Source organism: Sporosarcina sp. P12(2017) (genome assembly GCF_002743035.1).
In the GTDB taxonomy this organism is placed as follows: domain Bacteria; phylum Bacillota; class Bacilli; order Bacillales_A; family Planococcaceae; genus Sporosarcina; species Sporosarcina ureae.
The window spans coordinates 44,314-69,048 of the sequence record NZ_PDYL01000017.1 but is presented as its reverse complement, the minus strand read 5'-3'; the positions used below and the strand labels follow the sequence as shown (position 1 = coordinate 69,048).

The 24,735-nt window shown below is 41.5% G+C and carries 28 protein-coding genes; 12 read left to right on the top strand and 16 right to left on the bottom strand.

The window, feature by feature from the left end; all coding sequences use genetic code 11:
• Positions 1 to 320: 320 nt before the first annotated feature.
• The 6 genes from CSV80_RS13710 to CSV80_RS13690 all read left to right on the top strand — a co-directional run bounded on the left by CSV80_RS13710 (position 321) and on the right by CSV80_RS13690 (position 5,590).
• The gene (locus tag CSV80_RS13710) at positions 321 to 761 is read left to right on the top strand and encodes a GNAT family N-acetyltransferase (RefSeq protein WP_369802833.1); all 441 of its coding nucleotides are present in this window, start codon (positions 321 to 323) and stop codon (positions 759 to 761) included.
• A gap of 7 nt (positions 762 to 768) precedes the next feature.
• A complete protein-coding gene (locus tag CSV80_RS18070) occupies positions 769 to 903 on the top strand; it encodes a hypothetical protein (protein WP_255407662.1) in 135 nt (44 codons plus the stop codon).
• Between the two features lie 3 nt (positions 904 to 906).
• On the top strand, positions 907 to 1,449 hold the full coding sequence (locus CSV80_RS13705) for a hypothetical protein (RefSeq protein WP_099671193.1): 543 nt from the start codon (positions 907 to 909) through the stop codon (positions 1,447 to 1,449).
• Between the two features lie 220 nt (positions 1,450 to 1,669).
• The gene (locus CSV80_RS13700; protein WP_099671192.1) at positions 1,670 to 2,089 is read left to right on the top strand and encodes a hypothetical protein; all 420 of its coding nucleotides are present in this window, start codon (positions 1,670 to 1,672) and stop codon (positions 2,087 to 2,089) included.
• Positions 2,090 to 2,813: 724 nt separating this feature from the next.
• Entirely contained in the window at positions 2,814 to 4,610 is a 1,797-nt protein-coding gene (gene ltrA / locus CSV80_RS13695; protein ID WP_099671191.1) for a group II intron reverse transcriptase/maturase, read from the top strand.
• Between the two features lie 536 nt (positions 4,611 to 5,146).
• Entirely contained in the window at positions 5,147 to 5,590 is a 444-nt protein-coding gene (locus tag CSV80_RS13690; RefSeq protein WP_099671190.1) for a hypothetical protein, read from the top strand.
• 125 nt (positions 5,591 to 5,715) lie between these two features.
• Here the strand turns inward: CSV80_RS13690 and CSV80_RS13685 are convergent, their stop codons facing one another.
• The 3 genes from CSV80_RS13685 to CSV80_RS13675 all read right to left on the bottom strand — a co-directional run bounded on the left by CSV80_RS13685 (position 5,716) and on the right by CSV80_RS13675 (position 8,576).
• Entirely contained in the window at positions 5,716 to 7,326 is a 1,611-nt protein-coding gene (locus CSV80_RS13685; RefSeq protein WP_099671189.1) for an aminotransferase class V-fold PLP-dependent enzyme, read from the bottom strand.
• On the bottom strand, positions 7,323 to 7,892 hold the full coding sequence (locus tag CSV80_RS13680) for a glycerol-3-phosphate acyltransferase (protein WP_158231907.1): 570 nt from the start codon (positions 7,890 to 7,892) through the stop codon (positions 7,323 to 7,325). The genes CSV80_RS13685 and CSV80_RS13680 overlap by 4 nt, the downstream gene beginning before the upstream one ends.
• Before the next feature lie 198 nt (positions 7,893 to 8,090).
• Positions 8,091 to 8,576 carry a nucleoside deaminase gene (locus CSV80_RS13675; protein WP_099671187.1) on the bottom strand — a complete coding sequence of 162 codons (486 nt, stop codon included), beginning with the start codon at positions 8,574 to 8,576 and terminating at the stop codon, positions 8,091 to 8,093.
• A 180-nt stretch (positions 8,577 to 8,756) separates the two neighbouring features.
• Here CSV80_RS13675 and CSV80_RS13670 point away from each other — a divergent pair, with 180 nt between their 5' ends.
• On the top strand, positions 8,757 to 9,890 hold the full coding sequence (locus CSV80_RS13670; RefSeq protein WP_099671186.1) for an alcohol dehydrogenase catalytic domain-containing protein: 1,134 nt from the start codon (positions 8,757 to 8,759) through the stop codon (positions 9,888 to 9,890).
• A gap of 100 nt (positions 9,891 to 9,990) precedes the next feature.
• Here the strand turns inward: CSV80_RS13670 and CSV80_RS13665 are convergent, their stop codons facing one another.
• The 4 genes from CSV80_RS13665 to CSV80_RS13650 all read right to left on the bottom strand — a co-directional run bounded on the left by CSV80_RS13665 (position 9,991) and on the right by CSV80_RS13650 (position 13,023).
• The gene (locus tag CSV80_RS13665) at positions 9,991 to 10,359 is read right to left on the bottom strand and encodes a CoA transferase (protein WP_099671185.1); all 369 of its coding nucleotides are present in this window, start codon (positions 10,357 to 10,359) and stop codon (positions 9,991 to 9,993) included.
• 37 nt (positions 10,360 to 10,396) lie between these two features.
• A complete protein-coding gene (locus tag CSV80_RS13660; protein WP_099671184.1) occupies positions 10,397 to 11,548 on the bottom strand; it encodes a thiolase family protein in 1,152 nt (383 codons plus the stop codon).
• A 79-nt stretch (positions 11,549 to 11,627) separates the two neighbouring features.
• Positions 11,628 to 12,398 carry a 3-hydroxyacyl-CoA dehydrogenase gene (locus CSV80_RS13655; RefSeq protein ID WP_099671183.1) on the bottom strand — a complete coding sequence of 257 codons (771 nt, stop codon included), beginning with the start codon at positions 12,396 to 12,398 and terminating at the stop codon, positions 11,628 to 11,630.
• 40 nt (positions 12,399 to 12,438) lie between these two features.
• Positions 12,439 to 13,023: a TetR/AcrR family transcriptional regulator gene (locus tag CSV80_RS13650; RefSeq protein WP_099671182.1), complete on the bottom strand. Its 585-nt coding sequence runs from the start codon at positions 13,021 to 13,023 to the stop codon at positions 12,439 to 12,441.
• 450 nt (positions 13,024 to 13,473) lie between these two features.
• On the opposite strand from CSV80_RS13650, the gene CSV80_RS13645 reads away from it, so the two are divergent.
• The 3 genes from CSV80_RS13645 to CSV80_RS13640 all read left to right on the top strand — a co-directional run bounded on the left by CSV80_RS13645 (position 13,474) and on the right by CSV80_RS13640 (position 15,635).
• Entirely contained in the window at positions 13,474 to 14,037 is a 564-nt protein-coding gene (locus CSV80_RS13645; RefSeq protein WP_099671181.1) for a methyltransferase family protein, read from the top strand.
• Positions 14,038 to 14,069: 32 nt separating this feature from the next.
• Positions 14,070 to 14,243, top strand: a complete 174-nt coding sequence (locus CSV80_RS17680; RefSeq protein ID WP_199083974.1) for a hypothetical protein — start codon at positions 14,070 to 14,072, stop codon at positions 14,241 to 14,243.
• Between the two features lie 192 nt (positions 14,244 to 14,435).
• Positions 14,436 to 15,635, top strand: coding sequence for a CynX/NimT family MFS transporter (locus tag CSV80_RS13640; protein WP_099671180.1), 1,200 nt, complete (start codon positions 14,436 to 14,438; stop codon positions 15,633 to 15,635).
• A gap of 86 nt (positions 15,636 to 15,721) precedes the next feature.
• Here CSV80_RS13640 and CSV80_RS13635 read toward each other — a convergent pair whose 3' ends face one another.
• The 3 genes from CSV80_RS13635 to CSV80_RS13625 all read right to left on the bottom strand — a co-directional run bounded on the left by CSV80_RS13635 (position 15,722) and on the right by CSV80_RS13625 (position 19,717).
• Positions 15,722 to 16,363: a metal-dependent hydrolase gene (locus CSV80_RS13635; RefSeq protein WP_099671179.1), complete on the bottom strand. Its 642-nt coding sequence runs from the start codon at positions 16,361 to 16,363 to the stop codon at positions 15,722 to 15,724.
• Between the two features lie 150 nt (positions 16,364 to 16,513).
• Positions 16,514 to 17,827, bottom strand: coding sequence for a short-chain fatty acid transporter (locus CSV80_RS13630; protein ID WP_099671178.1), 1,314 nt, complete (start codon positions 17,825 to 17,827; stop codon positions 16,514 to 16,516).
• Positions 17,828 to 18,058: 231 nt separating this feature from the next.
• The gene (locus tag CSV80_RS13625; protein ID WP_099671177.1) at positions 18,059 to 19,717 is read right to left on the bottom strand and encodes an FAD-dependent oxidoreductase; all 1,659 of its coding nucleotides are present in this window, start codon (positions 19,715 to 19,717) and stop codon (positions 18,059 to 18,061) included.
• A 161-nt stretch (positions 19,718 to 19,878) separates the two neighbouring features.
• Here CSV80_RS13625 and CSV80_RS18065 point away from each other — a divergent pair, with 161 nt between their 5' ends.
• Together CSV80_RS18065 and CSV80_RS18060 are read left to right on the top strand one after the other, a co-directional pair.
• Positions 19,879 to 20,235 carry an SDR family oxidoreductase gene (locus CSV80_RS18065; protein WP_255407661.1) on the top strand — a complete coding sequence of 119 codons (357 nt, stop codon included), beginning with the start codon at positions 19,879 to 19,881 and terminating at the stop codon, positions 20,233 to 20,235.
• A 13-nt stretch (positions 20,236 to 20,248) separates the two neighbouring features.
• On the top strand, positions 20,249 to 20,563 hold the full coding sequence (locus CSV80_RS18060; RefSeq protein WP_255407660.1) for an SDR family NAD(P)-dependent oxidoreductase: 315 nt from the start codon (positions 20,249 to 20,251) through the stop codon (positions 20,561 to 20,563).
• 171 nt (positions 20,564 to 20,734) lie between these two features.
• On the opposite strand, the gene CSV80_RS13615 is transcribed toward CSV80_RS18060, so the two are convergent.
• From CSV80_RS13615 to CSV80_RS13590, 6 genes are all read right to left on the bottom strand, one after another.
• Entirely contained in the window at positions 20,735 to 21,406 is a 672-nt protein-coding gene (locus CSV80_RS13615; RefSeq protein WP_369802832.1) for a hypothetical protein, read from the bottom strand.
• Positions 21,407 to 21,617: 211 nt separating this feature from the next.
• Complete coding sequence (locus CSV80_RS17675) at positions 21,618 to 21,767, bottom strand: hypothetical protein (protein ID WP_029055061.1); 150 nt, start codon at positions 21,765 to 21,767, stop codon at positions 21,618 to 21,620.
• A gap of 100 nt (positions 21,768 to 21,867) precedes the next feature.
• Positions 21,868 to 22,788 carry a S66 peptidase family protein gene (locus CSV80_RS13605; RefSeq protein ID WP_099671175.1) on the bottom strand — a complete coding sequence of 307 codons (921 nt, stop codon included), beginning with the start codon at positions 22,786 to 22,788 and terminating at the stop codon, positions 21,868 to 21,870.
• Positions 22,789 to 23,055: 267 nt separating this feature from the next.
• Positions 23,056 to 23,319, bottom strand: coding sequence for a hypothetical protein (locus CSV80_RS13600; RefSeq protein WP_099671174.1), 264 nt, complete (start codon positions 23,317 to 23,319; stop codon positions 23,056 to 23,058).
• Positions 23,320 to 23,606: 287 nt separating this feature from the next.
• Positions 23,607 to 24,047, bottom strand: coding sequence for a disulfide oxidoreductase (locus tag CSV80_RS13595; protein ID WP_099671173.1), 441 nt, complete (start codon positions 24,045 to 24,047; stop codon positions 23,607 to 23,609).
• Positions 24,047 to 24,721: a DsbA family protein gene (locus CSV80_RS13590; protein ID WP_099671172.1), complete on the bottom strand. Its 675-nt coding sequence runs from the start codon at positions 24,719 to 24,721 to the stop codon at positions 24,047 to 24,049. The genes CSV80_RS13595 and CSV80_RS13590 overlap by 1 nt, the downstream gene beginning before the upstream one ends.
• Positions 24,722 to 24,735 lie beyond the last annotated feature (14 nt).

The following is a 24,735-nucleotide window of genomic DNA, read 5'->3' as shown; positions in this document are numbered from 1 at the left end:
ATCTTGTGGGATGCACTTCCGTCATTATCTCCGTCAGAAGTATGAACTTACTCAGTGTGTCGTGTAAACTTTTTAGGTTTAATTTTAGTGCTTAGTATATTCCGGAATAGGGCCAAATTGTTGGGGATCACAGTTTAGTATTACGTTATGTCCCAATTAATGCAGGTAAATGTTAAATTGAGTTAATGGAGTGTGAAAAGAAACGGTATATCTAGGTCATAAACCAATAATAGAAGGGAAAAAAGTTGTTCTCAGACCTTTTAAGGATGAAGACTTTCCTTTTATAGAAGAATTGCTTAAAGGATCCCGAAGTATTAAAACTGACAGGAAGCAGTTCGGATTTTAATAGAGAATCAATTCTCCAATGGTACAATACAAGAAATGAACAAACCGATCGCTTGGATCTTGGTATTGTTGACCAATCCCAGGGCTTACTAGTGGGAGAAGTAGTGGTCAATTTATACGATGAAAAAAATCATAGCATGAATTTCAGGATACTTATTGGACCAAGGGGAAGAAATCGTGGATTAGGAACTGAAACAACCCAACTTATAATTGATTATATATTTACTAACACTACACTTAACCAACTTACTTTAAGTGTTTTTGATTTTAATCCAAGGGCCAAGTATGTTTATGAAAAGGTTGGCTTTGAAATAGAAAATATTGATAAAAATGATCTAGAATTTGAAGGTGAATGGATAGATTCTATCAATATGAAACTGAAAAAAGAAAGTTGGCTGAAAAGAAAAAACTTTTAACATAATCTTGAGCAGAGTATATTTCCTAAATAATGATCAGAAGCAAACGGGTGCGATTGCTGTAAAAGCGATCTGTGTTATTTCTGCAATTGGGCCATTTAGTTCAATAAGTGAGACAGCTTTATTAAAAGGAGGCATTTAGATTGTGCTTGAATCACCTGAAGACTTTTTGAAATTCTTTCCTTGCGACCTAAGGGGAGATATTAAATATCCTATCAATATAGGTATTGAGGATTGTAAACAATTTTGTGAGGAAGTTCTTTGTAAGGTATTTAAAGATTCCAATGCTTATCCATTGAATTTTGTAACATTGGAAAACGAGAACCACTTTGAATTTTTAAAAAAAGAAATCGAAAAGCTAAACTTTAGTTTTGAAATAATAAATAATCATCCAGAAGAATTTTACATTTTAATCAAAATAGCAAACGAAGAGGAATTTTTGAAATTCTGTCCATTGATTAACTATCTAGCTTTAGTACAATCATTATGTTTATTATCAACTTCAGAGAGTAATTTTCATATTGAAGAAGGTGTCCCTAAGTTTTGGTCAAGCTCTAACAACAAAGTTGTCGGTACTATGACAGAGGAATCAACCTTCATTTCTTTTGAAAATGCAGGATTAGTCGTATTAGTTGGAACGAATTGTTCAGTGGTAGCAACTCATCTAAAGGAGGTTGATAACGAATAGTTAATGCTTAAGAAGTAAAAGGAATTCTGTTTTCGGGGATGAAGACAAAAGGTGTTCTACTCGGAAGCATTTCTTTTTGAACTAACGGGTGCGTTAACTGAACAGCCGCTGCGCACCAAACGGGCCATTTTTCAGAATAAAATCTATTGAACTAACTAGCAGGTTAATTGAACAAAAATAACACTGAAATAAAGTAAAACATAAAGGGGTATGGAAGCTAATGAGTATAGTTAATTATCTTGGTTGTAATTTTGCTTTACCTTTTAGCGATGAAAGCAGTAATGAAAAAGTTTTAATTGGTGATAACTTTTCAGGTGACGAATTAGTCAAGAAACACTTCACAACTAAGAAGATATATGAGGTTTATACTAATCGATATGTAGGTATGTCATTTGATTCTGACAACCAAGACCCTTACTTAAAAAAGAGTTACAAAGAAGCAAAAGAGAGTTTCCTTGCATTATGTGATCTTTTAAATGGATACCTTGATGAAGGAGATTACTGCGAGTTATATACTTGTTGGGTTGGACAAGAGGAAGAAGAAAGAAATTATGATTTTGACCAAACTATCAACCTTAATAACATCGACAACAACAATATCTCAATATTCGAGAAAACGCTATTGGTAATAAGAAGATAATCTTCAACTATCGGGGGCGCGCGACAAGTTCTGTGATAAACGCCTTTGGCGTGAAAACACAGGGAATATATTTACTGAATTTCAACCTTACAACGGAGGATAGGAATGATGAAACCATGTTTTCGGAAACTATCCCATTGAGACTCCTGCGTGCTTCTTGAATGACAGTTTAGGTGGTACGAAGCTCAGGTAAAGTCGGCAGAAGGAAGGCTAGAGCCACTCCTATGGAGAAGGTATGTTAACTGATATGCCGGATGGCTGAAAAACTAGATATGGTGAGAATGTTCCACTCAAATGGGACTGACAAATTTCCGAATGTACGGGTCTAAAGATTGAACATAGTGTAAAGCTATGGCCCATCTTACGATGGGGCGAGTGGTGTAAAGTAAAATTGCGCCCTCTGAAATATGCTATACCGAACAATGGCGGTATCAAGCTCGCAGGCTTACAGGAAACACCTACGTCTAGAATGGATAGTTACGTTGTAAGGGACTTGGGAAGCAAGGGACGTTGAAATGAGGACTGTCATCCGAAGCGTTTGCTATAAGGCTAGCGCCGAAATGCATTTACTCTTGTGAAGGTAGGGGTACGACCTGTGAAATTCCTGTAATGGGAATGGAGGAACAGCCCCAAGTCTAACGAGTCAGAACGATTATTTTCTTCACGTGAATGACACCGATCGGGTAGGAATGTGGGAACATCACTCATTAGGAGGGATGCCACAGTGTCAACTTTGAGATATTGGGATTACTACAATATGACGGAAACTTTCACGGATTTGTATGAAAAAGCCAGTAATAAGGATACGTTCAGTCATCTCTACGACATCATCGTATCAAGAGAAAACATACTCTTGGCTTTCCGCACAATCAAATCTAACAAAGGTTCCAAAACACCAGGTACAGATGGAAAAACCATCGATGATATTAAAGAGCTTACGGAAAATGAACTAGTAAATGTCGTTCAAACAAAACTAAAAAACTACCAACCTAAGAAGGTCAGAAGAAAATGGATTGAAAAGGAAAACGGTAAATTTAGACCGCTTGGAATTCCATGTATTCTTGACCGCATTATTCAGCAGAGCTTTAAACAGGTTCTCGAGCCAATTGCGGAAGCGCAATTCTACAAACACAGTTATGGCTTTAGACCGTTAAGGTCTACTCATCATGCGATGGCGAGAGTCCAATTCTTAATTAATCAAGCGCAATTACATTATGTAGTTGATGTTGATATAAAAGGATTTTTCGATAATGTGAACCACACGCTTCTTATCAAACAATTATGGAACTTAGGTATTCAAGATAGAAAGGTTCTAGCTTGTATATCTAGAATGCTAAAGGCTGAAATTGATAAAGAAGGAGTACCATCTAAAGGAGTTCCTCAAGGTGGTATTCTATCGACGTTACTTTCCAACGTTGTACTAAACGACCTAGACCAATGGGTCGCAGGGCAATGGGAGTTCTTCCCTCTCACGAAAAACTTTAAATCAAGAGGGGGAGAAAGACTTGCCAAGAAACGTACAAACCTTAAAGAAGGATATCTTGTTCGCTATGCGGATGATTTTAAAATTCTTTGTCGAGATGGAAAAACGGCTCAAAAATGGTATCACGCGGTCAGATTATATCTCAAAGAACGTTTACAGTTAGATATTTCATCTGAAAAATCTCAAATCGTAAATTTACGAAAAAGAGAATCTGAATTCTTAGGTTTTACTATTAAAGCGAATGCAAAAAGAAAGAAGAGAGTTGCCCATACGGGCATTCAACGTAGGAAACGGGAAAAGCTCAAGGAACAAGCAAAAGTTCATATCCAGCGGATAAAAGATTCCCCTACTACTCAAAATGCGCTACGCTTTAACAGTTTTGTTTTAGGCATTCACAACTATTTCAACCGAGCTACACACGTCAATCTAGAATTCTCACATCTTGCCTATGAATTAAAAGCCTTTTTGTATAATCGCCTTCGTCCTGTAGGTAAATACGGACATCCGATTAATCCTAGTACTACTTACAAAAAGTTCTATAGTACACGAGTTAAAACGTTCAAAATAGATGGGGTTTACCTATTTCCTATTGGCGATGTTAAAACAGTACATGCTATGAACTTTAGTCCGAAGCTATCCCTTTACACGGAAGAAGGCAGAAAAAGAATTTACGATAAGCTAAAGCCGAATGTCAGCTTTGAAATCAGCAGATTGTTAAAGGCAAAACTTCCTAATAGGACAGTTGAATACATGGATAATCGCATAAGCCGATTTAGTATGAAAATGGGGAAATGCGAAATCACAGGATGGAATTTAACTGCTAATGAAGTTCATTGCCATCATTATACACCAACACATGTTGGAGGAACGGATAAATTCAACAATCTACGAATCCTCCATAAAGACATACATCGTCTGATACATCGTAAAAATACAGATATTATCTCGTCAGAGATACAGAAGTTCGAGTTAACTGATTCAATGATAAATAAATTAAATCAATACCGAATGGAATGTAGGCTTGAAAAGGTAGTTTAATTTCACGTCAAAAAGTAACGAAGAACTTATAATCTAGTATACATTCGATAGATGGAGCGCCGAATGCTTGGAAACAGGCACGTTCGGTGCGGAGCAGGGGAAAAGCTGGAGATCATCTCAAAGGCTTACCTATTGCTACGATTGTCGCAAAGCTTCCCTGTAGTCAGCTAGTTGATCGGAGTGGAAGCCGGCGGGAGGATCAGCGGGACAGGTGAAACACCTAGCGAGCGAAGCGAGGAGTGTGGTTCACCGCCCACCCTCCGGAACGCGTCCGGCTGCAACGTAGATCAACGGGTTGCAACCACTATCCCGTTATTGGGTGCGATTGTCGCAGAGCTTCTCTGTAGTCTAGCTAGTTGATCGGAGCGGTAGCCGGCGACCCTTGGAGGATCAGCGAGGGGTGTGGTTCACGCCCACCCACCAGAACGTGTCCGACTGCAGGGCAGATCAACGGGTTCCAGCCACCCTCGCATCCCTTTTAATATCAATATCATTACACTAATTTTATAGATGTGGTATGAATAGAGGTGAAGTAAATGAAACTTCTAAGAAAACTTATTATCGCTATACTTTCCGCAATCATATTTTCTTTAACTTTAGCTTTTTACGAATACACCCCCTCAGCAAAACAGCAAGCTAACGTTGGGTATTTCCCTTATGACGCATTATTCGTACTATATTTCATTTATTCAATTCCCATATATTTAATTGGTGGGATACCGTATTCGCATTATGTAGATATATATTTCGACAAGATTACGTTTCAGAATGAAGTTCAAAAATATATCATGCACTTCCTGATCTATATAGCAGGTGGATTATTAATTGTAGGGATACTGTTACTCATTTCATTACTGATTGATGGAGACGTTTCAGGTTTACTGCTATCCAATATTTTCACACTGGGTATTTTTTCCTCTTTAGTATTTTTCCATATTTCATTACTTCTCAATAAAGTGTCGAAAATACTAGCGAAATAAAAAGAAGTGTTATTTTGTATAATCATATGGGTTTATAAAATACGTTTAGAAGCCCTCACTTAGTTCATCGTAGCAGACGCTCTGAAAGGATCAGCGTGAGCTACGATGAACCACTTTTGTCTGCTTTAGTCAATGTTCATATTTAATGATGATTCGCGTTCCCCAACTCCTAGCAAACAACGCAATAATCGCAAAAACCTCTCGACTTCTTCATCTGACGGTTCATTCATTGCCGCCAACTGCAACCAATTACGCGCTTGCAAGTAAATACTTTGATAATGCGCGCGGTACCCATTAAGAAGTAAATCATCACCGAGTCGCTTAGAACTTTTCCCTTCCGGTAGTACGAACGTCAGAATACCAGGATTTGCTGATTCTTTCGGCGACAACACCTCCACACCCAACTCTTCGACGCCTTCACGCAAGCGATCTGCGCAATAGCGAATACGCTGAAAACGTTGTTGCGGATCCAACAATATATTTTCAAGCGACTGATGCAACGCAACTACTACATTAGACGACTGTGTATACGGAATGCCGTCACATTTCTCATATTGACCGAGATCCAAATAGCGCGGAATCGTTTCATCGGGCTCTATCGCATCTTGATGGAATACTAGTGCAACTCCGGCGTACGAAGCCAGTCCTTTACCGCTAACAGAAGAAGCGAAATCGACGTCATGGAAATTCACAGGCACCGTTCCGACTGAACTCGCACAGTCCACTGCAATTCGGACAGCACGTGCGCGACAAAGTGCTGTAATCTTTTCTAAATCATGTAAGACACCAGTCGACGTTTCACAATGAACCATCCACAGCCAACTATATTCTTGAGAATCCAATTGCTCTGCCAATTGATCGATCGATAACACTTCGCCCCACGCTTGCTCCAAGCAATCAAAAGCTACACCAAAACGCTTCGCATGATCGCACAACCGTTGACCAAATTCTCCATTGACTATAATGAGTCCACGTCCCCCTATTCTAGATAACTGAGCCGCCACCGCATCATTCGCAAGCGTCCCTGTTCCTTGTAACAACTGGACATAGTTCGCACCGGTCAATTCGAGCAATTGACGTTGCACAGTCGCGAATAATCGTGCATATTGAGCCGAACGATGGGAAAACGCTTCACTTGCAAAAGCCGCTTTTACATTTTCCGCAATTTTCGGTGGGCCAGGCAGAAAGTTCACGATCGGCGCAACAAGACGTTTCGCTGCACTTTTTTCATACGTGGCGAACGACGATATCATTGGCACATATTTCGCTTCCTCCGTACCGACCGGATCGGCAAATGGCTCAAAGCCCATATGATCATAAAGCTTCAGCTCACGCACCGTACCCGAAATCACCGCTGCATCATATCCTGCATGCTTGCACCAATTCACTAGCCCCTGCATTAAACCAAAAAACGCACGACCACGACGATGCGCTCGCTCCACTACAAGCAATCTAATTTCTACAGGATGTTGTGGCTTTTGTTCAAGCCACTCCTCAATCGGACCGATCTTTTTATCCAATGAAAACGGACGAGCTGAACGCAATGCCAACATCCCGACTATTTCATTTTCTTTCAAACAAACGATATATGTATTCTCCTCATGAAACGGATCAACCAACAAACGCTGTTCATTGGATTCATGCTGCGGAATCTCTTCCACAAACGCCCGATAATTCAGCTGATGAATTCGCTCCGCATCTTGCGGAAGTATTGCAAGTCGATAATAATATGTCATATTGATTGCCTCCCTTGCTGGTTAATGAAATAACTACGATGTGTATAGACGACTAGCACAAACAAGCAGACAGCCACGATCCCCGCCCATTCACCGTAGCCTATAAATACAGCTGGAACAATTGCTGACAGCCCAAGCACAGCGGCTTTCGTTTTCTTACGAATCCACGAGTACAACAGACCCGAAAAAATAAGGATTAACAGCAAGACTAGCGGCTGAAAGACTATCATGCCACCGAGTAAAGAAGCCGCTCCTTTCCCTCCACGAAAGCGATGAAACAGAGGAAAACAATGACCAAGCATGACCGCAAAAAGCATCAACAAGACGATAGCCGGACTGAATCCAAAGACGCGCGAGACAATGATCGGCAATGCCCCTTTGATCGCATCAAGAAGCAACACAACAAAGAACATCGACTTCCCAAGCACTCTTCCCGCATTACGCGCTCCCGGATTACCACTGCCTTCTACACGCAAATCTAGTCCTAACCTTTTTCCTATATATAGCGCAGGCAATATGCCACCGACTAGGTACCAAAAGATGAAGAAACTTATGAGCTGTATCAAACTTCGGCCTCCAACCATAATTTTTATGCATCCAAGACTTGCCTAGTTACTTTAATTATCTAGCTTGATTATATAGTAAAATATACCATTATCATATATTTTCGCCAATTGATATAAAATAGGTATCGCCAACTTCACTATTGGAACCATTCAGATAAAAGAGAGCCAAAACAAACGGCTCTCCTCGCATAATTTACTTCAGTTATTTTTCTGATGGTACTTCCGTTGCAACTCTCGCACTTGCTTTGCATATTCTTCTACCGGCCCAACGACTTCGATAGCAGGAACCATTTCTTGAATCGGATAACTTTTCACAGGGGCAGGCGTCGTAACACCCATTTCTTTCTTCCACTGCGCTAACTGTTTTGATGAACTAGCATAAACAATCCGTCCCAAACCGACTAAACCATGAGCTGTCGCACACATCGGGCAATGTTCACCTGACGTAAACACGGTCGCCTTCGCTCTGTCATCTGCTTCCATATGGTCTGCAGCCCAGCGCGCTAAAGCAAATTCTGGGTGCTGCGTTGGGTCGCCACTACTTGTACGATTATGATCTTCAGCTAACACTTCACCACTCGCTGAAACCAACACCGAACCAAATGGCTGATCTCCTTTATGTAACGCAATTTCTGCTAAATCGACAGATCGTTGTAAATGCTTCATTTCACTTTCTTGTAACATGAATGAATCCCTCCTTGTTCTTCACTTCCCTTTATAACACTTCGTATAACATACATACACCGTTATGTTTCTATTTCTTTCTATCTACTCCTCCACCAGGAATTAATATTCTCACTTATCTAGTTTACATAGAAGATAGACGGGTACCAAATAAGCACAACGCAAAAAGGATGTGATGGTATGAAAGCAGTAACATTTCAAGGAAAGAAATCAATGGTCACAAAAGAAGTGAAAGCTCCAAGTATCCAAGAAAATAGTGATGTAATCGTACGCATTACGACAAGCGGTATTTGTGGATCGGATTTGCATCTGTACCATGGCGGGATTGTGCCCGAGCAAGATTATGTAGTCGGACATGAGCCGATGGGAATTGTCGAAGAAGTAGGTTCTGAAGTAAAAACATTAAAGAAAGGCGACCGAGTCGTCATTCCGTTTAATATAGGGTGCGGTGAATGCTTCTTCTGTCAACATGAAATGGAAAGTCAATGTGATGAATCCAATCCGCACGGAGAAGTTGGAGGACTGTTCGGATTTGCTGAGCCGAACGGGAACTTCCCAGGTGGTCAAGCCGAGTACTTGCGCGTTCCGTACGCAGACTTTACTTCATTCAAAGTACCGGAAAACAGCGAGCTGGATGACGAGCATCTCGCCTTATTATCTGATGTCATTCCTACAGCCTATTGGAGTGTCATTCATAGCGAGTTGAAAAAAGGCGATACCGCAATTATTCTCGGCTCCGGTCCTATTGGATTAATGGCGCAAAAATTTGCTTGGATGCAGGGTGCTAAACGAGTCATTTCAGTAGACCATGTCGATTATCGTTTGAAGCATGCGGAAAAGACGAATAAAGTAGAAACGTATAATTTTAAAGAACATGATGAGATTGGCAAATTATTGCATGAAGAAACGAAAGGCGGCGCAGACGTCGTCATTGACTGTGTAGGTATGGATGGAACAGTGCAACCAGGGGAAACATTTGGTTCTAGTGGAGATAATCAATTCGGAACGATCAGCCCGATCGTCACTGCTTCACAAGTCGTACGGAAGTTTGGTACGGTTCAGTTAACAGGCGTTTATGCGACAGATGCAAACAACTTCCCACTTGGTGATTTCTTCACACGCAACGTTTCCTTGAATATGGGCCAAGCACCTGTCATTCACTTAATGCCTGAGCTATTTAAAAAGATCGAAGCAAAAGAATTCGATCCGACAGATATTATTACACACAAAGTAAAATTGGAAGACGCAGCAGATGCTTATTCCATTTTTGATAAGAAAGAAGACGGTTGTATCAAGGTATTGATTCAGCCTTAATATATAAAAAACGCGATGAGTTGTTCATCGCGTTTTTTATATATTAACATGCTCGTATATCTTTTAAACTGTACCCTTTGTAAAGGATAATTAAAAAAGTCTATGCTGCGTGTTGACGTTGCTGCCTGTATTTTGCAGGTGGCAACTTTTTCAAATTCCACTGTCCACGATGATGAGTATAGTATGTCATATAACTCTTCACTTCACGTTTGACTCCCTCTAACATTTCACATTCTTTGACATTCATTTCATCCTTTAAATATAGACAAACGCTCTTCTTGTCACGGTTCAATGAATGAAAAAGTGCACTCACTTCCCCTACCTTAGGCAATTCCGCCCGCGCATAGTCTCCTATGCCAGGCTCTTCCACTTTGATCACCTCTGCACCAAAATCTGCGAGAAGCATCGAACAGTATGGCCCCGGTAACAAGCGGGATAAATCCAGTACCCGTATAGAATCTAGTGGCATAGAAATCTCTCCTCATATCTTCATTCATCATTAGCAATTAATCTAATCGTTCCAATATCGTCGCATTCGCCATGCCGTGTCCTTCGTACATCGTCTGCAGTCCGAAACGGCCGCCCGTTCTTTCAAGTTCACTCATCATCGTAATCATCAAGCGTCCGCCACTTGCGCCAAGCGGATGACCTAGAGCGATTGCCCCACCATTTGGATTTAGCTTCTTTGGATCGGCACCTGTTTCTTTCAACCAGGCAATCGTCACAACAGAAAAGGCTTCATTAACTTCAAAAATATCAATATCATCGAGTGTTAGTCCGGACTTTTCTAAAGCCTTTTGAGTAGCCGGTATGGGTCCCGTCAGCATGAGTGTCGGATCGGAGCCTACCACTACCCGAGTAAGTACTCTAAACTTTGGCTTCAATCCGAGTTCTTCCGCCTTTTCGCGGGACATTAACAGAATCGCATTTGCCCCGTCGCTAATTTGACTGGAGTTTCCAGCCGTCACATCACCACTTTCCCTAAAGGGTGTTTTTAACGAACTCAGCTTCTCCATCGTCGTATCTTCTCTCGGCCCCTCATCATCTTTCACAATCATGTTCGTACCGTCAGGAAGTGTTACCTCAATCGGCATAATTTCTTTATCAAACCGACCTTCCTGTTGTGCAATGACAGCTTTCTCATTGCTTTCGAGTGAGTAGCGGTCCATTTCTTCTCTTGAGATCTCCCATTGCTCAGCAATTCTTTCCGCTGACTCGCCTTGGTGAACCATTTCGTATTTTGACGTGATTTCTTCACTAAATTTCACGTCTAATCGACTGCTCCCCATTGGTACCCGAGACATGCTTTCGACGCCTCCTGCCACAACCACATCCATATCTCCGCTAATAATAGCTTGTGCTGCGAAATGTACAGCTTGCTGGCTTGACCCACATTGTCTGTCCACTGTCGTTCCCGGTACTTCAATTGGATATCCTGCCTGCAAAGCCGCGACCCGAGCGATATCAAAAGATTGTTCCCCTACTTGCGATACACATCCGAAGATAACATCCTCCACTAGCCCCGCATCAATTCCCGCTCGTTTGATTACTTCCGCCAGCGGCTTGGCTGCTAAATCTTCCGCCCGCACCGTACTCAATACACCATTTCTTTTTCCTACCGGTGTTCTGACCCATTCCACAATTACTGCTTCTCTCATATTAAACCCCTCTTTCCTACATACATTTGTAAGCCCTTACATTTCATTGAATACGTTTTTCATTCTCTATACATACTTATTACTTCGGCTGCATACGGACTGCTCCATCTAGACGTATGACTTCCCCGTTCAGCATCGTATTTTCGCAAATACTTTTGACCAATTGTGCATATTCTTCCGGATAGCCGAGCCGTGAAGGAAAAGGTACCATAGCTCCGAGAGATTCCTTAGCTTTCTCAGGCAATGAAGCGAACATCGGCGTTTCAAACAAGCCCGGTGCGATTGTCATCACGCGAATACCTTCAGAAGCCAAGTCTCTCGCAAGGGGCAACGTCATACTCACGATCCCGCCTTTAGATGCCGCATAGGCCACTTGACCAACCTGTCCGTCAAACGCGGCAACAGACGCCGTATTCACAATGAATCCTTTTTCGCCTTGATCATTTGGTTCATTTTTCGTCATATGCTCGACAGCTAGACGAATCGTATTAAACGTCCCGATTAAATTGATTTGAATGACCTTGCTGAAGTTTTCCAGATCATGCGCACCTTTTCTGCCGCTATATGTTTTCTCCGCCACAGCGATGCCTGCACAATTCACGACTGCATTGATTTTGCCAAAAGTACTCACCGCATGATCCAACGCCGCTTGAACACTTTCCGTGCTAGTAACATCCGTCTTGACGTATAATGCACAATCTCCGAGCTCCTTGACCAATTCATTCCCACGGTCTTCTTGTAAATCCAAAATCGTTACATTTCCTCCTGCCGCAATAATCTCTCTTGCTGTAGCTTCCCCAAGTCCCGAAGCGCCTCCTGTAATAACCGCTGACACGTGATCCATGTTCATATATACTTCGCTCCCTTTCTACCCACATTGATATATAGTCCTACACTAGGATTTTCAATAAATAATCAGCAATAGAATTAGCCAATTCGTCTATACTTTTACTACCTTCCGGAGAATACCAGATCACCGCATTATTCATGGCTCCTAGAAGTATATGATTCACAATCTTAATATCTACTTGTACAAAACTTCCGTCCTCCATCCCTTGTTGAATAAGTCTGTTCATACAATCACTGTATTGATTTCTAAGGTGGAGGATCTCTTGTAAATACTCTCCCTCAAACACATGATCAGGTTTAACTCCTATAAAGAAATCCGTTCTTTCTGTCATGACATTTTCCATGTGAACGACCATAGCCTTCCGCAACTTCTCTACAGACGTGAGTTCTTCAGCCAACACATCTTGAAGTTGCTCCATACTTTGTTCCAAAAGTAGTTTATGACTCTCATACACCAGTGATTCTTTATCTTTAAAATAATAGTAAACGGAACCCTTTGTCATGAGTAACTTCGCTGCAATATCTTCCATCGTCGTGGCATGATATCCCTTTTCCGCAATAACACTCATAGCAGATTTCCGGATCTCTTCTTTTTTCTTTTCCACTTTCTTCTCTCGTAACGACACGACATTCTCACTTCCTTCACACTGCCAGTTTCTAACTTATCCATATTATGAATTTTCTGATTTTGAATGTCAAGTCAAATTTTAACTGCCGAGTATTTTTCACAGGTGCCAGGTCCCGAAACAATTCTGAATTGTTTCTAAGTTGTGTCGGGACCTGGTACCTCGAGAAAGATGCTTTCTTTCTGGGATTCTATACGACTCTATTTTGTCATACAATTGGAGTGTCACCGCGCAATTGTTAGAGTAATCTATAAACATAGTATTTTACTGTGATATTTGTGATAAGATGATGATAGAAATATGTCTTTACACTAGTTTGAGCCAGTAGATTTTTATATAACGTAGCAAAATTCTATAGGTAATGAAGTATTGATGCGATTATAAGTTTGGAGTTAGAATAGAGTCATTAACGGTGTAGAATAGAAAAACAGTAAATTAAGGGGGGTCTTGATGCAAGAATATATTGCCGTTGCAAAGATTACCCTATTAATCATATTGGTAATCATTCGTTCGATTCAATTAAAGAAATTTGGCATTAACGTATTTAAATTTGGACACATGGACAAAAAAGATTTCATCATACCGCCCTTTGCGTTGCTGTTGTTATATATAATCATTTCAAACGCCTTCAATTTACCAAGGTTGGGAACAGAGATATTTAATACTGGAGTTGTGGGCTGGATTGGTGTTGCCTTATGCTTCGGAGGGCTTTTGTTATTCCTTTACAGCTTAATTTCATTCGGGAAAAGCTTCAGGGTAGGCATTGATGAAGAGTACCCGGGCACATTGATTACTACTGGCGCTTTTTCTATCAGTCGAAATCCGATATATACTGCTTTTGGGATGGTCTTATGTGGTGAATTCCTCATTTATCCCAATTGGATCCTATTATTATATTTGATCTCAGCTTTTTGGTTATTTAATAGACAAGTACGACTCGAAGAACAATCGTTAGTAAAAATTTATGGGGAAGAGTACGTACAGTACTGCCAAAATGTTCGCCGATACATATAACTAGAACCAGATTCCGTAAAGGAGCGTGCCAGATGAATAAATATCAGAAACGCACTGTCTATATTTCAATTATCGCACTTGCTTTCTTCTTAGTATTATCTCTACTCACACGGCAATGGGGTTTCTTTTTGTGGAGTTTATTACCTGTTTTTATCGTGTTGATGACGACGTTTTCCACAAATATCGACAAAAGAAACAAAAGGTGATGAAAAATGTCAGATGCTTTAGCTAATTAAAAATCATGCGGAAACCTGGCAATACCTAGTAAGCTGTTTATACCTAATCGTAAACTCATGAATTTCTCTCCATTTGTTTTGAGATCCCTTTTCGACTAAAAGGATCCTGCCCTTCAATTTCAGGCAGTGTACATTCCCTCAGTCTAAAAAGGAGTTGTTTCCATGAATAGATATAAATATGGTCAGTTAAAAAGTTACAATCAAGTTCTCCTAATTTCCGCAGTCCTACTCGTGGCATGTAATTTACGTGCCGCCATCACTTCTGTTGGACCTATTATTGGTCTACTACGCGAAAGTCTATCCCTTTCCAATGGGAGTATAGGTATTTTAACGAGCTTACCGTTAATTGCCTTTGCGGTCATGTCGCCTATTGTCCCCAAGATTAGTACTAAATTCACCAATGAAACTACACTCATTGCCGGGATGTGTATTCTCACTATTGGAATCATTATTCGGTCCATCCCATTCATTTCATTACTTTTTATTGGCACGATTTTAATCGGCGTGGGAATTGCTATTTCAAACGTGTTACTTCCCGGTATCATTAAAGAACGTTTTCCAAATCAAGTGCCACTGATGACGAGTGTGTACACGACGACAATGAGTTTATTTGCTGCTTTAGCTTCGGGAGTTAGTATTCCGTTAGCTGTCGGTGCTGGGCTAGGGTGGGAATTTGCATTAGGTATCTGGATTGTACCTGCGCTTGTAGGTATTGGAATTTGGGTGTATTTTGTTAAACAACGAAAATCTGCCGACGAAGTGAACATGTATTATGTGAAGGCTGATGATAGTAAAATGTGGCGTTCGCCGCTCGCTTGGCAAGTAGCTATCTTTCTTGGATTGCAAGCTTTTTCATATAACGCGCTTATGACATGGCTACCGGAAATTTTAATCGATTACGGTGTCACGAGTGAGTCTGCTGGTTGGATGCTGTCATTTAACCAATTAATCGGACTACCTGCCAGTCTACTCGTACCGATCATTGCCGGTAAATTTACATCACAACGAAGCATTATTTTAATTTTATGTACGTTGGCATTAGGTGGGTATATCGGTCTTTTAAGCGGTGAAAGCTACGATGTCATGATTTGGAGTGTTGGATTGATAGGAGTTGCCTATGGTGGATTATTCCCTCTTTCCTTAGCTTTTCTAGCTATGCGTACAACTACCGCAATGCAAGCAGCAAAGTTATCGGGAATGGCGCAAGCAATCGGCTATTCACTTGCTGCAATAGGGCCCGTTTTATTAGGTTCACTTGTTGATACTACGGGTACTTGGACATTTTCCTTAGCCATATTATTATTTGTCACGATGTTAACTCTGATTGTTGGATTTGGTGCTGGTAGAAATCGAGTTATTTAAGTGCCAGGTCCCGAAACAATTCTGAATTGTTCTCGAATTGTGTGGGGACCTGGTACCCAATCCAACCGTGTCCATACCCAGCCACCCTAAAACTCCCGCCCCCACAAAGGCAAAAACCACTTAACCCCCCGCCGATTAACAGGAAGCGCCTTCATATCCGCTAGCAAATGACTAATATACCCAGCAAGCCCGGCAGCAATCAGACCGTCAATCGGCCACTGCGCATACACATGCTTCAAAATATACGCATAAAACACAATACCAATAATAGAATGCGTATAAGACCTATGCGGCAAGAACGATGCAATAATTATATAGCTGCCAGCGAGTAAAATACCGAGCGACTGATCAAGGACAAAGCCGAGAAGCATGACAAGAATACCTGTAATGGTGAGCATCCGTCGTTGTGTGATGATACGCGACACAATAAGCAACAGAAGTCCGATACCGCCATACACATAAATATTTTGGCTCAGTCCCTCTGTAAAAACTTGATAGATGAGTGTCAGCAAGATCACGATGCCAGCAGTCTCCATAAGCCATTTGCTTACTTTCTTACTAAGTGTAATGCTATTGCTCGCGAGCCCGTTCGTGTCAAGATCCGGAACAACGCCGGATATTCCGCCGACCGCCGCGCCAATTAACGCAGTCTTGATATCCGGCTGCACAGCGTATCCCGCAATAGCACCGACCGCTGTGCCGATAAATAGATGTGAAGTGCCTTTCATATGTAAACCTCTCTAGCTGTATAGTGTACGGTCGAATCAAGAACGTATATTCGTCCCGTCATTTCTAGTATAACGATTGCCGAATGAAATAGGAAACATTCCGTTACGATAAAAAACGACTGAGCATGATCCCAGTCGTTTCAAATTCACTTAGAAGAAATATAATCCGATACTAATAATAATCCCACTCACTACAAGTACGAAAATACAGAAGCCCATAATATCCTTTGCACGAAGTCCTGCGATCGCAAGTGCCGGCAAGGCCCAGAACGGCTGAATCATGTTCGTCCATGCATCGCCCCATGCAATCGCCATAGCGGTCTTCGAATAGCTAACACCGAGTGTTTGCGCTGCATCCAACATAATAGGAGCTTGCACTGCCCACTGGCCGCCACCGGATGGCACGAAAAAGTTCACAAGGCCTGCAGCAAAGAAAGTAAACAATGGAAACGTACTTTCTGTCGAAATGGAAACAAACCATTCGGACATCACACCAGCTAATCCTGAAGCAACCATCATGCCCATAATACCCGCATAGAACGGGAATTGAATGATGATGCCTCCAGCTGTTTTAACCGCAGTCGTAACAGCGGCAAGAAAACGTTTCGGTGTACCATGGAAAATCACGCCAAGGATGAGGAAAATAAAATTCACAATGTTTAAGTTTAAATCGAACCCTTTGGTAATGAAATGCTGAATGAGATAAATGAGACCAAGTGCGCCAATCAGCATGGAAATAATCACACTGTTTTCAAGTTTACTAGCTGGCGTGTGATCTGTATCTTTCTCCACTTCGATATGTTCTTCTAAAAGCTTCGGGTCCACCGTAACGGTATCTTCTGGCTTAGGTATCATGAAGCGATTCAACATCGGAATGGCAATGAGTAGCGCCACGACAATGATCATATTATACGTTGAGAAAATCGTTTCAGATGTATGAACGACACCCATTATGTCAGCGAATGGATGATCTTCAGTCGCAATCGACAGTGGAATCGATCCACCAAGACCTCCGTGCCAAATAATCATACCGGAATAAGCACTTGCAATTAACAAACGGTAGTCAACATTTGGTACTTTCTTTGCGATTTCCTTCGCAAAAAGAGCACCAATGACCAGACCGAAGCCCCAGTTAATCCAACAAGCGATCAATGCTACAACAGAAACGAGTATAATTGCGGAACCAGGTGACTTTGCGACACCAGCAAGCGTGCTTAGCAACTTCTTGAATACTGGGCTAATCGCCAAAACATAACCTGCAACTAGAACAATGACCATTTGCATAGTAAATGATAAAAGCCCCCAGAAGCCATCTCCCCAATGCACGACCATGTCAAGCGGACCCGAATCAGTGAATCCAAGACCGAGCCCGAATACAACCAAGGTTAAAATAGCAACAAAAATATACGGGTCCGGTAAATATCGCTCCATTAACGTGTTAGACCATCTAGTTAACAGTTTCATACTACATCCCCCTATGTTTTTATTATCGTACAGACTATTTGGTAGATTTATTAGATAAAGTCTTTGCCATTAGCGTATCTTTTCACCATTGACAACTAAAAGTGGATAGTAATATGTTATAAAATGAATTTTTACTATAGTCAGGATGTATCACCTAGAGAAGCTTAAAAAGCGCTTCTCCTTTAAAACAATTTAATTTGTATGAGTACCTAGTACGTTAACTCCATACTTCTAATTCTCCTTACAATGAAGGGCTGCGATATGTCCGAATGTCATGCCGGGTCCAATTGTCGCGCCAGGTCCCGGGTACGATTCGCCCATGACGGCAGCCGAGCAATTGCCGCATGCGTACAGTCCTTCAATTGGCGTACCATCCTCTTTCAACACGCGGGCATGAGTGTCGATGACGACGCCGCCTTTCGTTCCAATATCACCCGGATAGATCTTCAATGCGTAATAAGGTCCTTTGTTGAGCGCATCGAGGTTTGGATTTTTCAGTGTGGGATCACCGTAATACTGATCATGCTTCGTTTCGCCTCGATGGAAATCAAGATCCTTTCCAGTCTTCGCAAATCCATTGAACCGTTCAACCGTCTTCACCAGATTCCCTTTTGGCATCGCCAATTGCTCTTCCAATCCTGCAATTGTTTCGCTTTTTAAAACTACACCATGTTCATAATATTCTTTAGGGAAATCTTGTCCTGGGAACAATCCCGCGAAGAGATGACGTTTTTTTGCTTTATGATCTAGGATGATCCACGAATGGATTGCCTTACCGCCTGTTTTTTCATGGTGCGCATACATAGTATCCACAAATTCATGGTATGGCGTGGGCTCATTAATATAGCGGTTGCCATCTTGGTCTGTGATAATCATAGATGGGATTGCCCGGTCCGCCACCAAGAAGAACGGCTTGCCTGTATGATCAATGATCGACGGCGCGCCCCAAACCTTATCCATGAAGCCAAGTTTCGCGCCAAGCATCTGGGCGGGATCCAATAAATCCCCCGTTTGCCCTTGCGGAGAGGATGTCCATGTTTTATCCGTCGGTGCCGGAAGATACTTCTCACGAAACGACTGTTTCTGGGAGAATCCCCCTGACGCAAAAATGACTCCTTTTAATGCTTTCACACGTGTTTCTTTGCCGTCTTTCATAATCTTAATACCGGTAATTGAATCGTCTTCGATAATAAAATCGATGAACGGGCTATCTAGCCAAAGCTCGCCGCCAAGCTCTTTGTATGTTATCGCAAGTCTACCGATCAGCGCTTGGCCCAAAGCCGAATAATTGGCTTTCAAAACCAAGTGCTTAACCAAACGCCAGCCGAGCGTCAAGCTTCTCTTCTTTCCTTTCCATGTTCTGGTAATCATATTAATATGACGGAAATCCTGTCCTGTCATGACAAACCCTTTCGTATCCATCGCGGGTTTCTTCATCTGCCCTCGCCAACCGCCGAGCTTGTTTAGATTAAAGACTGTAGGCTCGATGGAACGCCCCCCACCTTTACCGCCTTCTAAGTGAGGATAATAGTCTGAGTAGTCTTTGGCGTACGTAAACCGCATATGCTCGGACGTTTCATGGAGATAATCCATCATGTCGACGCCTTTCTTCAAATAGGTCTCTTTCATCTCATCCGACGTTTTGTCACCGACCGTTGCATCCAAATACGTCTTCGCTTCCTGAAAACTGTCCTGTACTCCACCTTCGACCAAATATCGGTTATTCGGAATCCATACCCCGCCTCCCGAAAGTGCCGACGCCCCTCCAAATACTTTCTCCTTTTCAATTAGGACCGTCTTCAAGCCTTCTTTCTTTCCCGTGATCGCGGCCGAAAATCCCGACGCTCCTGAACCAACGACAATTACATCATATTCATAATCCCACTCCATAAAAATCCCCCTTATTTATAATTACCAACGCTTATATAAAGGCTACTCTGCCGATCCACTAGTCTAGTCGGAGCTGGTCGCCCCTAAGCCTGCATTAAAATTGTATGCATGTACAGGACGTATTATTTTGTATTTATTGTTAAAAATATACTATCCCCTCCATGCCGCGAGTGAAACGCAATAATGATTATATTAAAAGATGTACATATAAACTTCTCAAAGAGGAAACTAAAATAATTACCTACTCTTTATACATTCCTGAATTGTTTCTAAATTGTGTGGGGACCTGGTACCTCCCTAAAACAGTTGAAACATTCGGCAAGCTAGACTTTGCACATAACAACGCAGGCATTAACAAAGGGTTAAAGCCTATTGGAGAAATGGATTCGAAGGACTGGGATATTAGGCTACAAGTAAATCTGTATGGCACGTTTTACTGCATCAAGCATGAAGTAAACGCTATGCTAAAAAACGGGTGGCGGTGCAATTGTCAACACAGCATCCGGTGCGGGCATTGAAGGCTCACCGAACATGGCGCCATACACTGCATCTAAACACGCCATTGCGGGTCTTACAAAATCAGTAGCATTGGAATATGGCCAACAAGGCATCACGATTAATTCTATTGCACCAGGCGCAACGATTACACCGGCAATTGAAAGCTGGTCCAAAACTTCGCCAGAACAATACCAAGGCGTACTGGCTTCCCTTCCAGCCGGAAGAATGTCTACCGCAGAAGAACAAGCAAACGCTGTGGTATTCCTATGCTCAGACCTTGCGAGATCAATTAGCGGTGTGACACTTGCGGTGGATGGCGGGTATACTGCGGGTAAAATGCAACAATGATTTATGTGGATTATAAAAAGAGTGGATCAGGTATCAAGCCTAATCCACTCTTTTTATTGTCTTAGAGGAAGTACATATTGACTTCTCAAGCAGGAAACTAAAACTATCGCCTACCTACTCTCCATACAGTCATGAATTATACCTACATTGTGTGGGGACCTGGTACCCATCTTACGTAAGCGACTTCCGATGAACTAAACTCCAAGACTCAGCATCGTTCAACTCATTTATATTCATTTCGAGATTCCCGCCTAAATAAACCGTCTCCCCCTGGATCGCCACAACCATCGCCTGAAGAACTGGATCTTTTGTGTTGCATTGGTACACGTCGCCGATTTTAGGTTGATGCACTTGTGGTACACTGACCTTCGACTTTTCTTCTACTTGTGCCTTATTATATTGAGCATCTGGAATTTCCATATCAATAATATTCGCACCGTCTTCAAGCCCCGGTATCATCACCCAATACTCGTTATGTTTAATACCATTGGATTTATTACTGATGACGCCATGACGTTCAATGGAAGATACCATTTCAATCGCATGTAGATGGTGGTGATCTAAAGAATCCGGCTGAGGATTAATAATTAAAATATAATCGCCTACTTTTGCCTTCTCATCTTTGTGCAATGTATACCGTTTATGATTCACGACAAAACTGTCCAGATGTTTGGGTTTATACAAATTAATTTCTTTAGCCGTAGCCAGCTGTTGTTCAAAGTCTTCGAGTCGGACCAAATGAACGGACTGCTTAAAAAAAGCTTTTACAGAATAGACTTTATGCAGCTTATTTTGATAATAAACGAATTGGCCTTTTCTAACATTTAAGAGATTCAATATCATTCACACCTTGTTAAGTATTTTCCGCAGTCTACTGACTTTTCATGCAGAATATACCTTAATCATATCAACAATTATTGGTTTACGATATTAAATTGAATTATCTATGAAAAGATTGCGTTCAAGGATAGGATGACGAAATACAAAAAACTCCCCACAATAAATGCTGAGAGTTTTCCAAAGATTGTTAGGAGAATCAAGTATTAGTTGCCACTTATTCGTCCGCTTGTTTTTTCTTCTTTTCCAAATATGCCGTACGTATTTTGTCGAGTTGTTGCTTTTTATCAAATTGGGCCGGCTTGTTTTTTTCATGATACTTTGCCACGGATGCCTTACCTTTACTATCCAATTGATACTTCCCCATTGTATTCACCTACTATTCCTGTCGTCTCGGAAGATTTTCTTGCTTTATTAGTATACCCTAAAACTTGCGTATAGTAGTGAATTATATGTGGACCTGGCACCTATTTCACCACCGGCTCCATCACCGTCAATGTACGATTCACCGTATTCATATTCACACGCGATCCAATAGGTATGGTGGCTTTATAGCGGCCATGTGCGGTCGCTAGGTTGGTCATTAAAGGTTTGCCTAGCGGAACTAGAAATTCATTGATCAAATCCACATAACTTTTTCCGTAGGCAGAATCACAGTTCGTACATTGTCCCATGATGATGCCTGCACAATCGTCAAATTTCCCTGCCATTTCTAAGTGTTTTACGTATCGATACACCGTATTAATCGGTTCATGTGTTTCTTCCAAAACAAGAATTCTACCTTCTGTATTGATTTCATAGGATGTGCCTAACGTGCCTACGAATGACGTGAGATTTCCGCCTACAATCGGTCCTGTGACGTTTCCTGGAACCAATCCGTTCAGTGGAACTTCAGGCGGGTTCATAATTTGCCAAGGTGCCGTGACGTTTGAAGTCGCCGTAAAGAATTGATTGAAATTATATGAAGGGGTTCCTGAAGTAAAGTCTAACAATAACAAACTTTGAAAACTGATAAGGTCCGCATATTCAAACAACACATTTAATAAAATCGTGATGTCGCTGTATCCCGAGACAATTTTAGGGTTTTGTTTAATGACGTTAAAATCAAGGAACGGTAAAATACCTGCCACCCCGACTCCCCCGCGAGTAGGTAAAATCCATTTCACTTCCGGATTGGTAAACATCATCATTAAATCCGAAGCCCTTTGCTGAGGAGTAGCCGCAAGAAAGCCATTAGCGCCATACACATGTTCTCCCACCACGACTTTATACCCCATCGTTTGCAACATCCGAATCCCTTCCGTAATGCGATTAGCTGCGAGCGGACTCCCAAGCGTTACAATCCCTACCGTGTCACCCATTTTTAATTGCTGCGGTTTTGTAGCCATGAACTAGTAGCTCCTCTCCCCTTGTAAGTAGCACAGACATATTCTCTTTATTAGCATATGTTGGGGAGGCTTTTTTGGGCACTGACAGACGAACGGCACGAACGGTACCAGATCCCCACACAATTCCGGTACAATTCAGAATAGTTTCCAATTTGTGTGGGGACCTGGTACCGCAAAAAAGCACAAAAAACTCCGCCAGTTTACATAAACCTGCGGAGTTTTTTTAGAGTTTATAGATAAATAGTTTTGCACACAAGTATCTGAAAATCAGTTACCTACGATATCTAGACACCACGTGAAATTTTCCCAAGCCGAATTCCAGCCGCTGAAAAGCTCGTGTGAATCATCCCAACGAACCTCAAACTTCTTATGACCGTCTACCTCTACCAAATACAGCGCCAACGTAGCGTCTTTCTTAGCTATCGCTAACATCATACCTTTTTGAAGTTCTTCTTCAGTAAACGGTACATCTGAAACCGATCGCAACTGTGCTTGCTCGAATACTTGCTTGTTACTGATTCTATAATTCATACAGACCCTCCACTAAAACTTTTATTCTTGAAATTCATTCATACCTCTTCCGTAATGTTATAGAAGTACAGAAGTACATTTTATACTTATTTACTAGTGAAATCAAAGATGAAGTGTATTGGATTAATTCAATATACTTCATAAACGGTACCAGGTCCGCACACAACTCTAATTCAATTCAGAATTGTTTCTGATTTGTGTTGGGACCTGGTACCGTTTCTGATTTCAAAAGAAAAAGAAGCCAAAGATCGACAATCGACCACTTTGGCTTCTTAAAACAGCATTCTTTATTTAATTAACTTCTTTGGTTTAATGAGAAACATACAGACAGCAATTATTACAAAGGCCATTAATGCCAAAAATGGTATCGTAACAAATCCAAACCAATTAATGTACTCTGCGTTACAAGGCACCCCGCTTACGCACGGCTTGATACCTCCAAAACCCGGTATCTTCTGTTCTAAATAGTGCATGAAGGAGATGCTTCCTCCAATAAGAGCTAGCGGAAGCACAAACTTTTTAACAGTAGTGTCATTCTGAAAAGTTGCAATCCCCAATAGTAATGTAAGTGGGTACATAAGTATGCGCTGATACCAACATAACTCACATGGAATATAGCCTTTCACTTCACTGAAATACAGACTCCCAAACATAGCAACTAGCGAAACTACCCAAGCCACATATAATAGGTATCCTTGTGTCTTGGATTGACTTTCTTTATACTCCATCAATCCACGTCCTTCTCCGCTTGCTCGATTGCCGCCTTAATCGCTTCGTAATCAAACGGATCCTCCATTACTTTCCCGTTTATGACAATAGTTGGAGTCATGGAAACACCAACTTCTCTTACTAACTCTTCGTCGTGTTTAACACTCTCCATAGTCGCTTGTTGTTCCATGTCTTCTTTTAATAAGGCCTGATCAATCTCAGGGAAGCCACTCGCAATTTCAAGAACTTTATCAGGAGTTATCCACTGCGCATCATGATTTTCAGCTGGCTGTGCATCAAACAATGCGTGATGGAAATCCCAATACATACTCGGATTACGCTCCAAAACGGATTCAGCGGCAATCGACCCTAACGTCGATTCTTCACCGTGGAATAATACATTCACAAATGCAAATTGAACTGTACCTGCTTCGATATAATCAGTAACTAATTTCGGATAAATCATTTCACCCCATGCTTTACATCCAGGACATTTGAAATCTCCAAATTCAACGATCGTGACAGGAGCATCTTCATCCCCAAGTGTAGGTTGCCCAGCAATATCAATGTTCTTTATATCCGTTGGCGCGGATTCTTCTTTATTGCTGAATACCACGACTGCCGCCAATATGGCGACTGCCAATAGTGTTAAAATAACTACAAATTTCATATTTGAATTTTTATTCTGTTTCATCAAATACCTCTTCT

Bases quoted from the DNA above. Each gene is read 5' to 3' on its own strand.
- CSV80_RS13700 (WP_099671192.1), top strand. From the start codon at position 1,670: ATGAGTATAGTTAATTATCTTGGTTGTAATTTTGCTTTACCTTTTAGC.
- CSV80_RS13690 (WP_099671190.1), top strand. From the start codon at position 5,147: ATGAAACTTCTAAGAAAACTTATTATCGCTATACTTTCCGCAATCATA.
- CSV80_RS13685 (WP_099671189.1), bottom strand. From the start codon at position 7,326: ATGACATATTATTATCGACTTGCAATACTTCCGCAAGATGCGGAGCGA.
- CSV80_RS13675 (WP_099671187.1), bottom strand. From the start codon at position 8,576: ATGTTACAAGAAAGTGAAATGAAGCATTTACAACGATCTGTCGATTTA.
- CSV80_RS13670 (WP_099671186.1), top strand. From the start codon at position 8,757: ATGAAAGCAGTAACATTTCAAGGAAAGAAATCAATGGTCACAAAAGAA.
- CSV80_RS13665 (WP_099671185.1), bottom strand. From the start codon at position 10,359: ATGCCACTAGATTCTATACGGGTACTGGATTTATCCCGCTTGTTACCG.
- CSV80_RS13660 (WP_099671184.1), bottom strand. From the start codon at position 11,548: ATGAGAGAAGCAGTAATTGTGGAATGGGTCAGAACACCGGTAGGAAAA.
- CSV80_RS13655 (WP_099671183.1), bottom strand. From the start codon at position 12,398: ATGAACATGGATCACGTGTCAGCGGTTATTACAGGAGGCGCTTCGGGA.
- CSV80_RS13645 (WP_099671181.1), top strand. From the start codon at position 13,474: ATGCAAGAATATATTGCCGTTGCAAAGATTACCCTATTAATCATATTG.
- CSV80_RS17680 (WP_199083974.1), top strand. From the start codon at position 14,070: ATGAATAAATATCAGAAACGCACTGTCTATATTTCAATTATCGCACTT.
- CSV80_RS13640 (WP_099671180.1), top strand. From the start codon at position 14,436: ATGAATAGATATAAATATGGTCAGTTAAAAAGTTACAATCAAGTTCTC.
- CSV80_RS13635 (WP_099671179.1), bottom strand. From the start codon at position 16,363: ATGAAAGGCACTTCACATCTATTTATCGGCACAGCGGTCGGTGCTATT.
- CSV80_RS13630 (WP_099671178.1), bottom strand. From the start codon at position 17,827: ATGAAACTGTTAACTAGATGGTCTAACACGTTAATGGAGCGATATTTA.
- CSV80_RS13625 (WP_099671177.1), bottom strand. From the start codon at position 19,717: ATGGAGTGGGATTATGAATATGATGTAATTGTCGTTGGTTCAGGAGCG.
- CSV80_RS18065 (WP_255407661.1), top strand. From the start codon at position 19,879: ATGCCGCGAGTGAAACGCAATAATGATTATATTAAAAGATGTACATAT.
- CSV80_RS18060 (WP_255407660.1), top strand. From the start codon at position 20,249: ATGGCGCCATACACTGCATCTAAACACGCCATTGCGGGTCTTACAAAA.
- CSV80_RS13615 (WP_369802832.1), bottom strand. From the start codon at position 21,406: ATGATATTGAATCTCTTAAATGTTAGAAAAGGCCAATTCGTTTATTAT.
- CSV80_RS17675 (WP_029055061.1), bottom strand. From the start codon at position 21,767: ATGGGGAAGTATCAATTGGATAGTAAAGGTAAGGCATCCGTGGCAAAG.
- CSV80_RS13605 (WP_099671175.1), bottom strand. From the start codon at position 22,788: ATGGCTACAAAACCGCAGCAATTAAAAATGGGTGACACGGTAGGGATT.
- CSV80_RS13600 (WP_099671174.1), bottom strand. From the start codon at position 23,319: ATGAATTATAGAATCAGTAACAAGCAAGTATTCGAGCAAGCACAGTTG.
- CSV80_RS13595 (WP_099671173.1), bottom strand. From the start codon at position 24,047: ATGGAGTATAAAGAAAGTCAATCCAAGACACAAGGATACCTATTATAT.
- CSV80_RS13590 (WP_099671172.1), bottom strand. From the start codon at position 24,721: ATGAAACAGAATAAAAATTCAAATATGAAATTTGTAGTTATTTTAACA.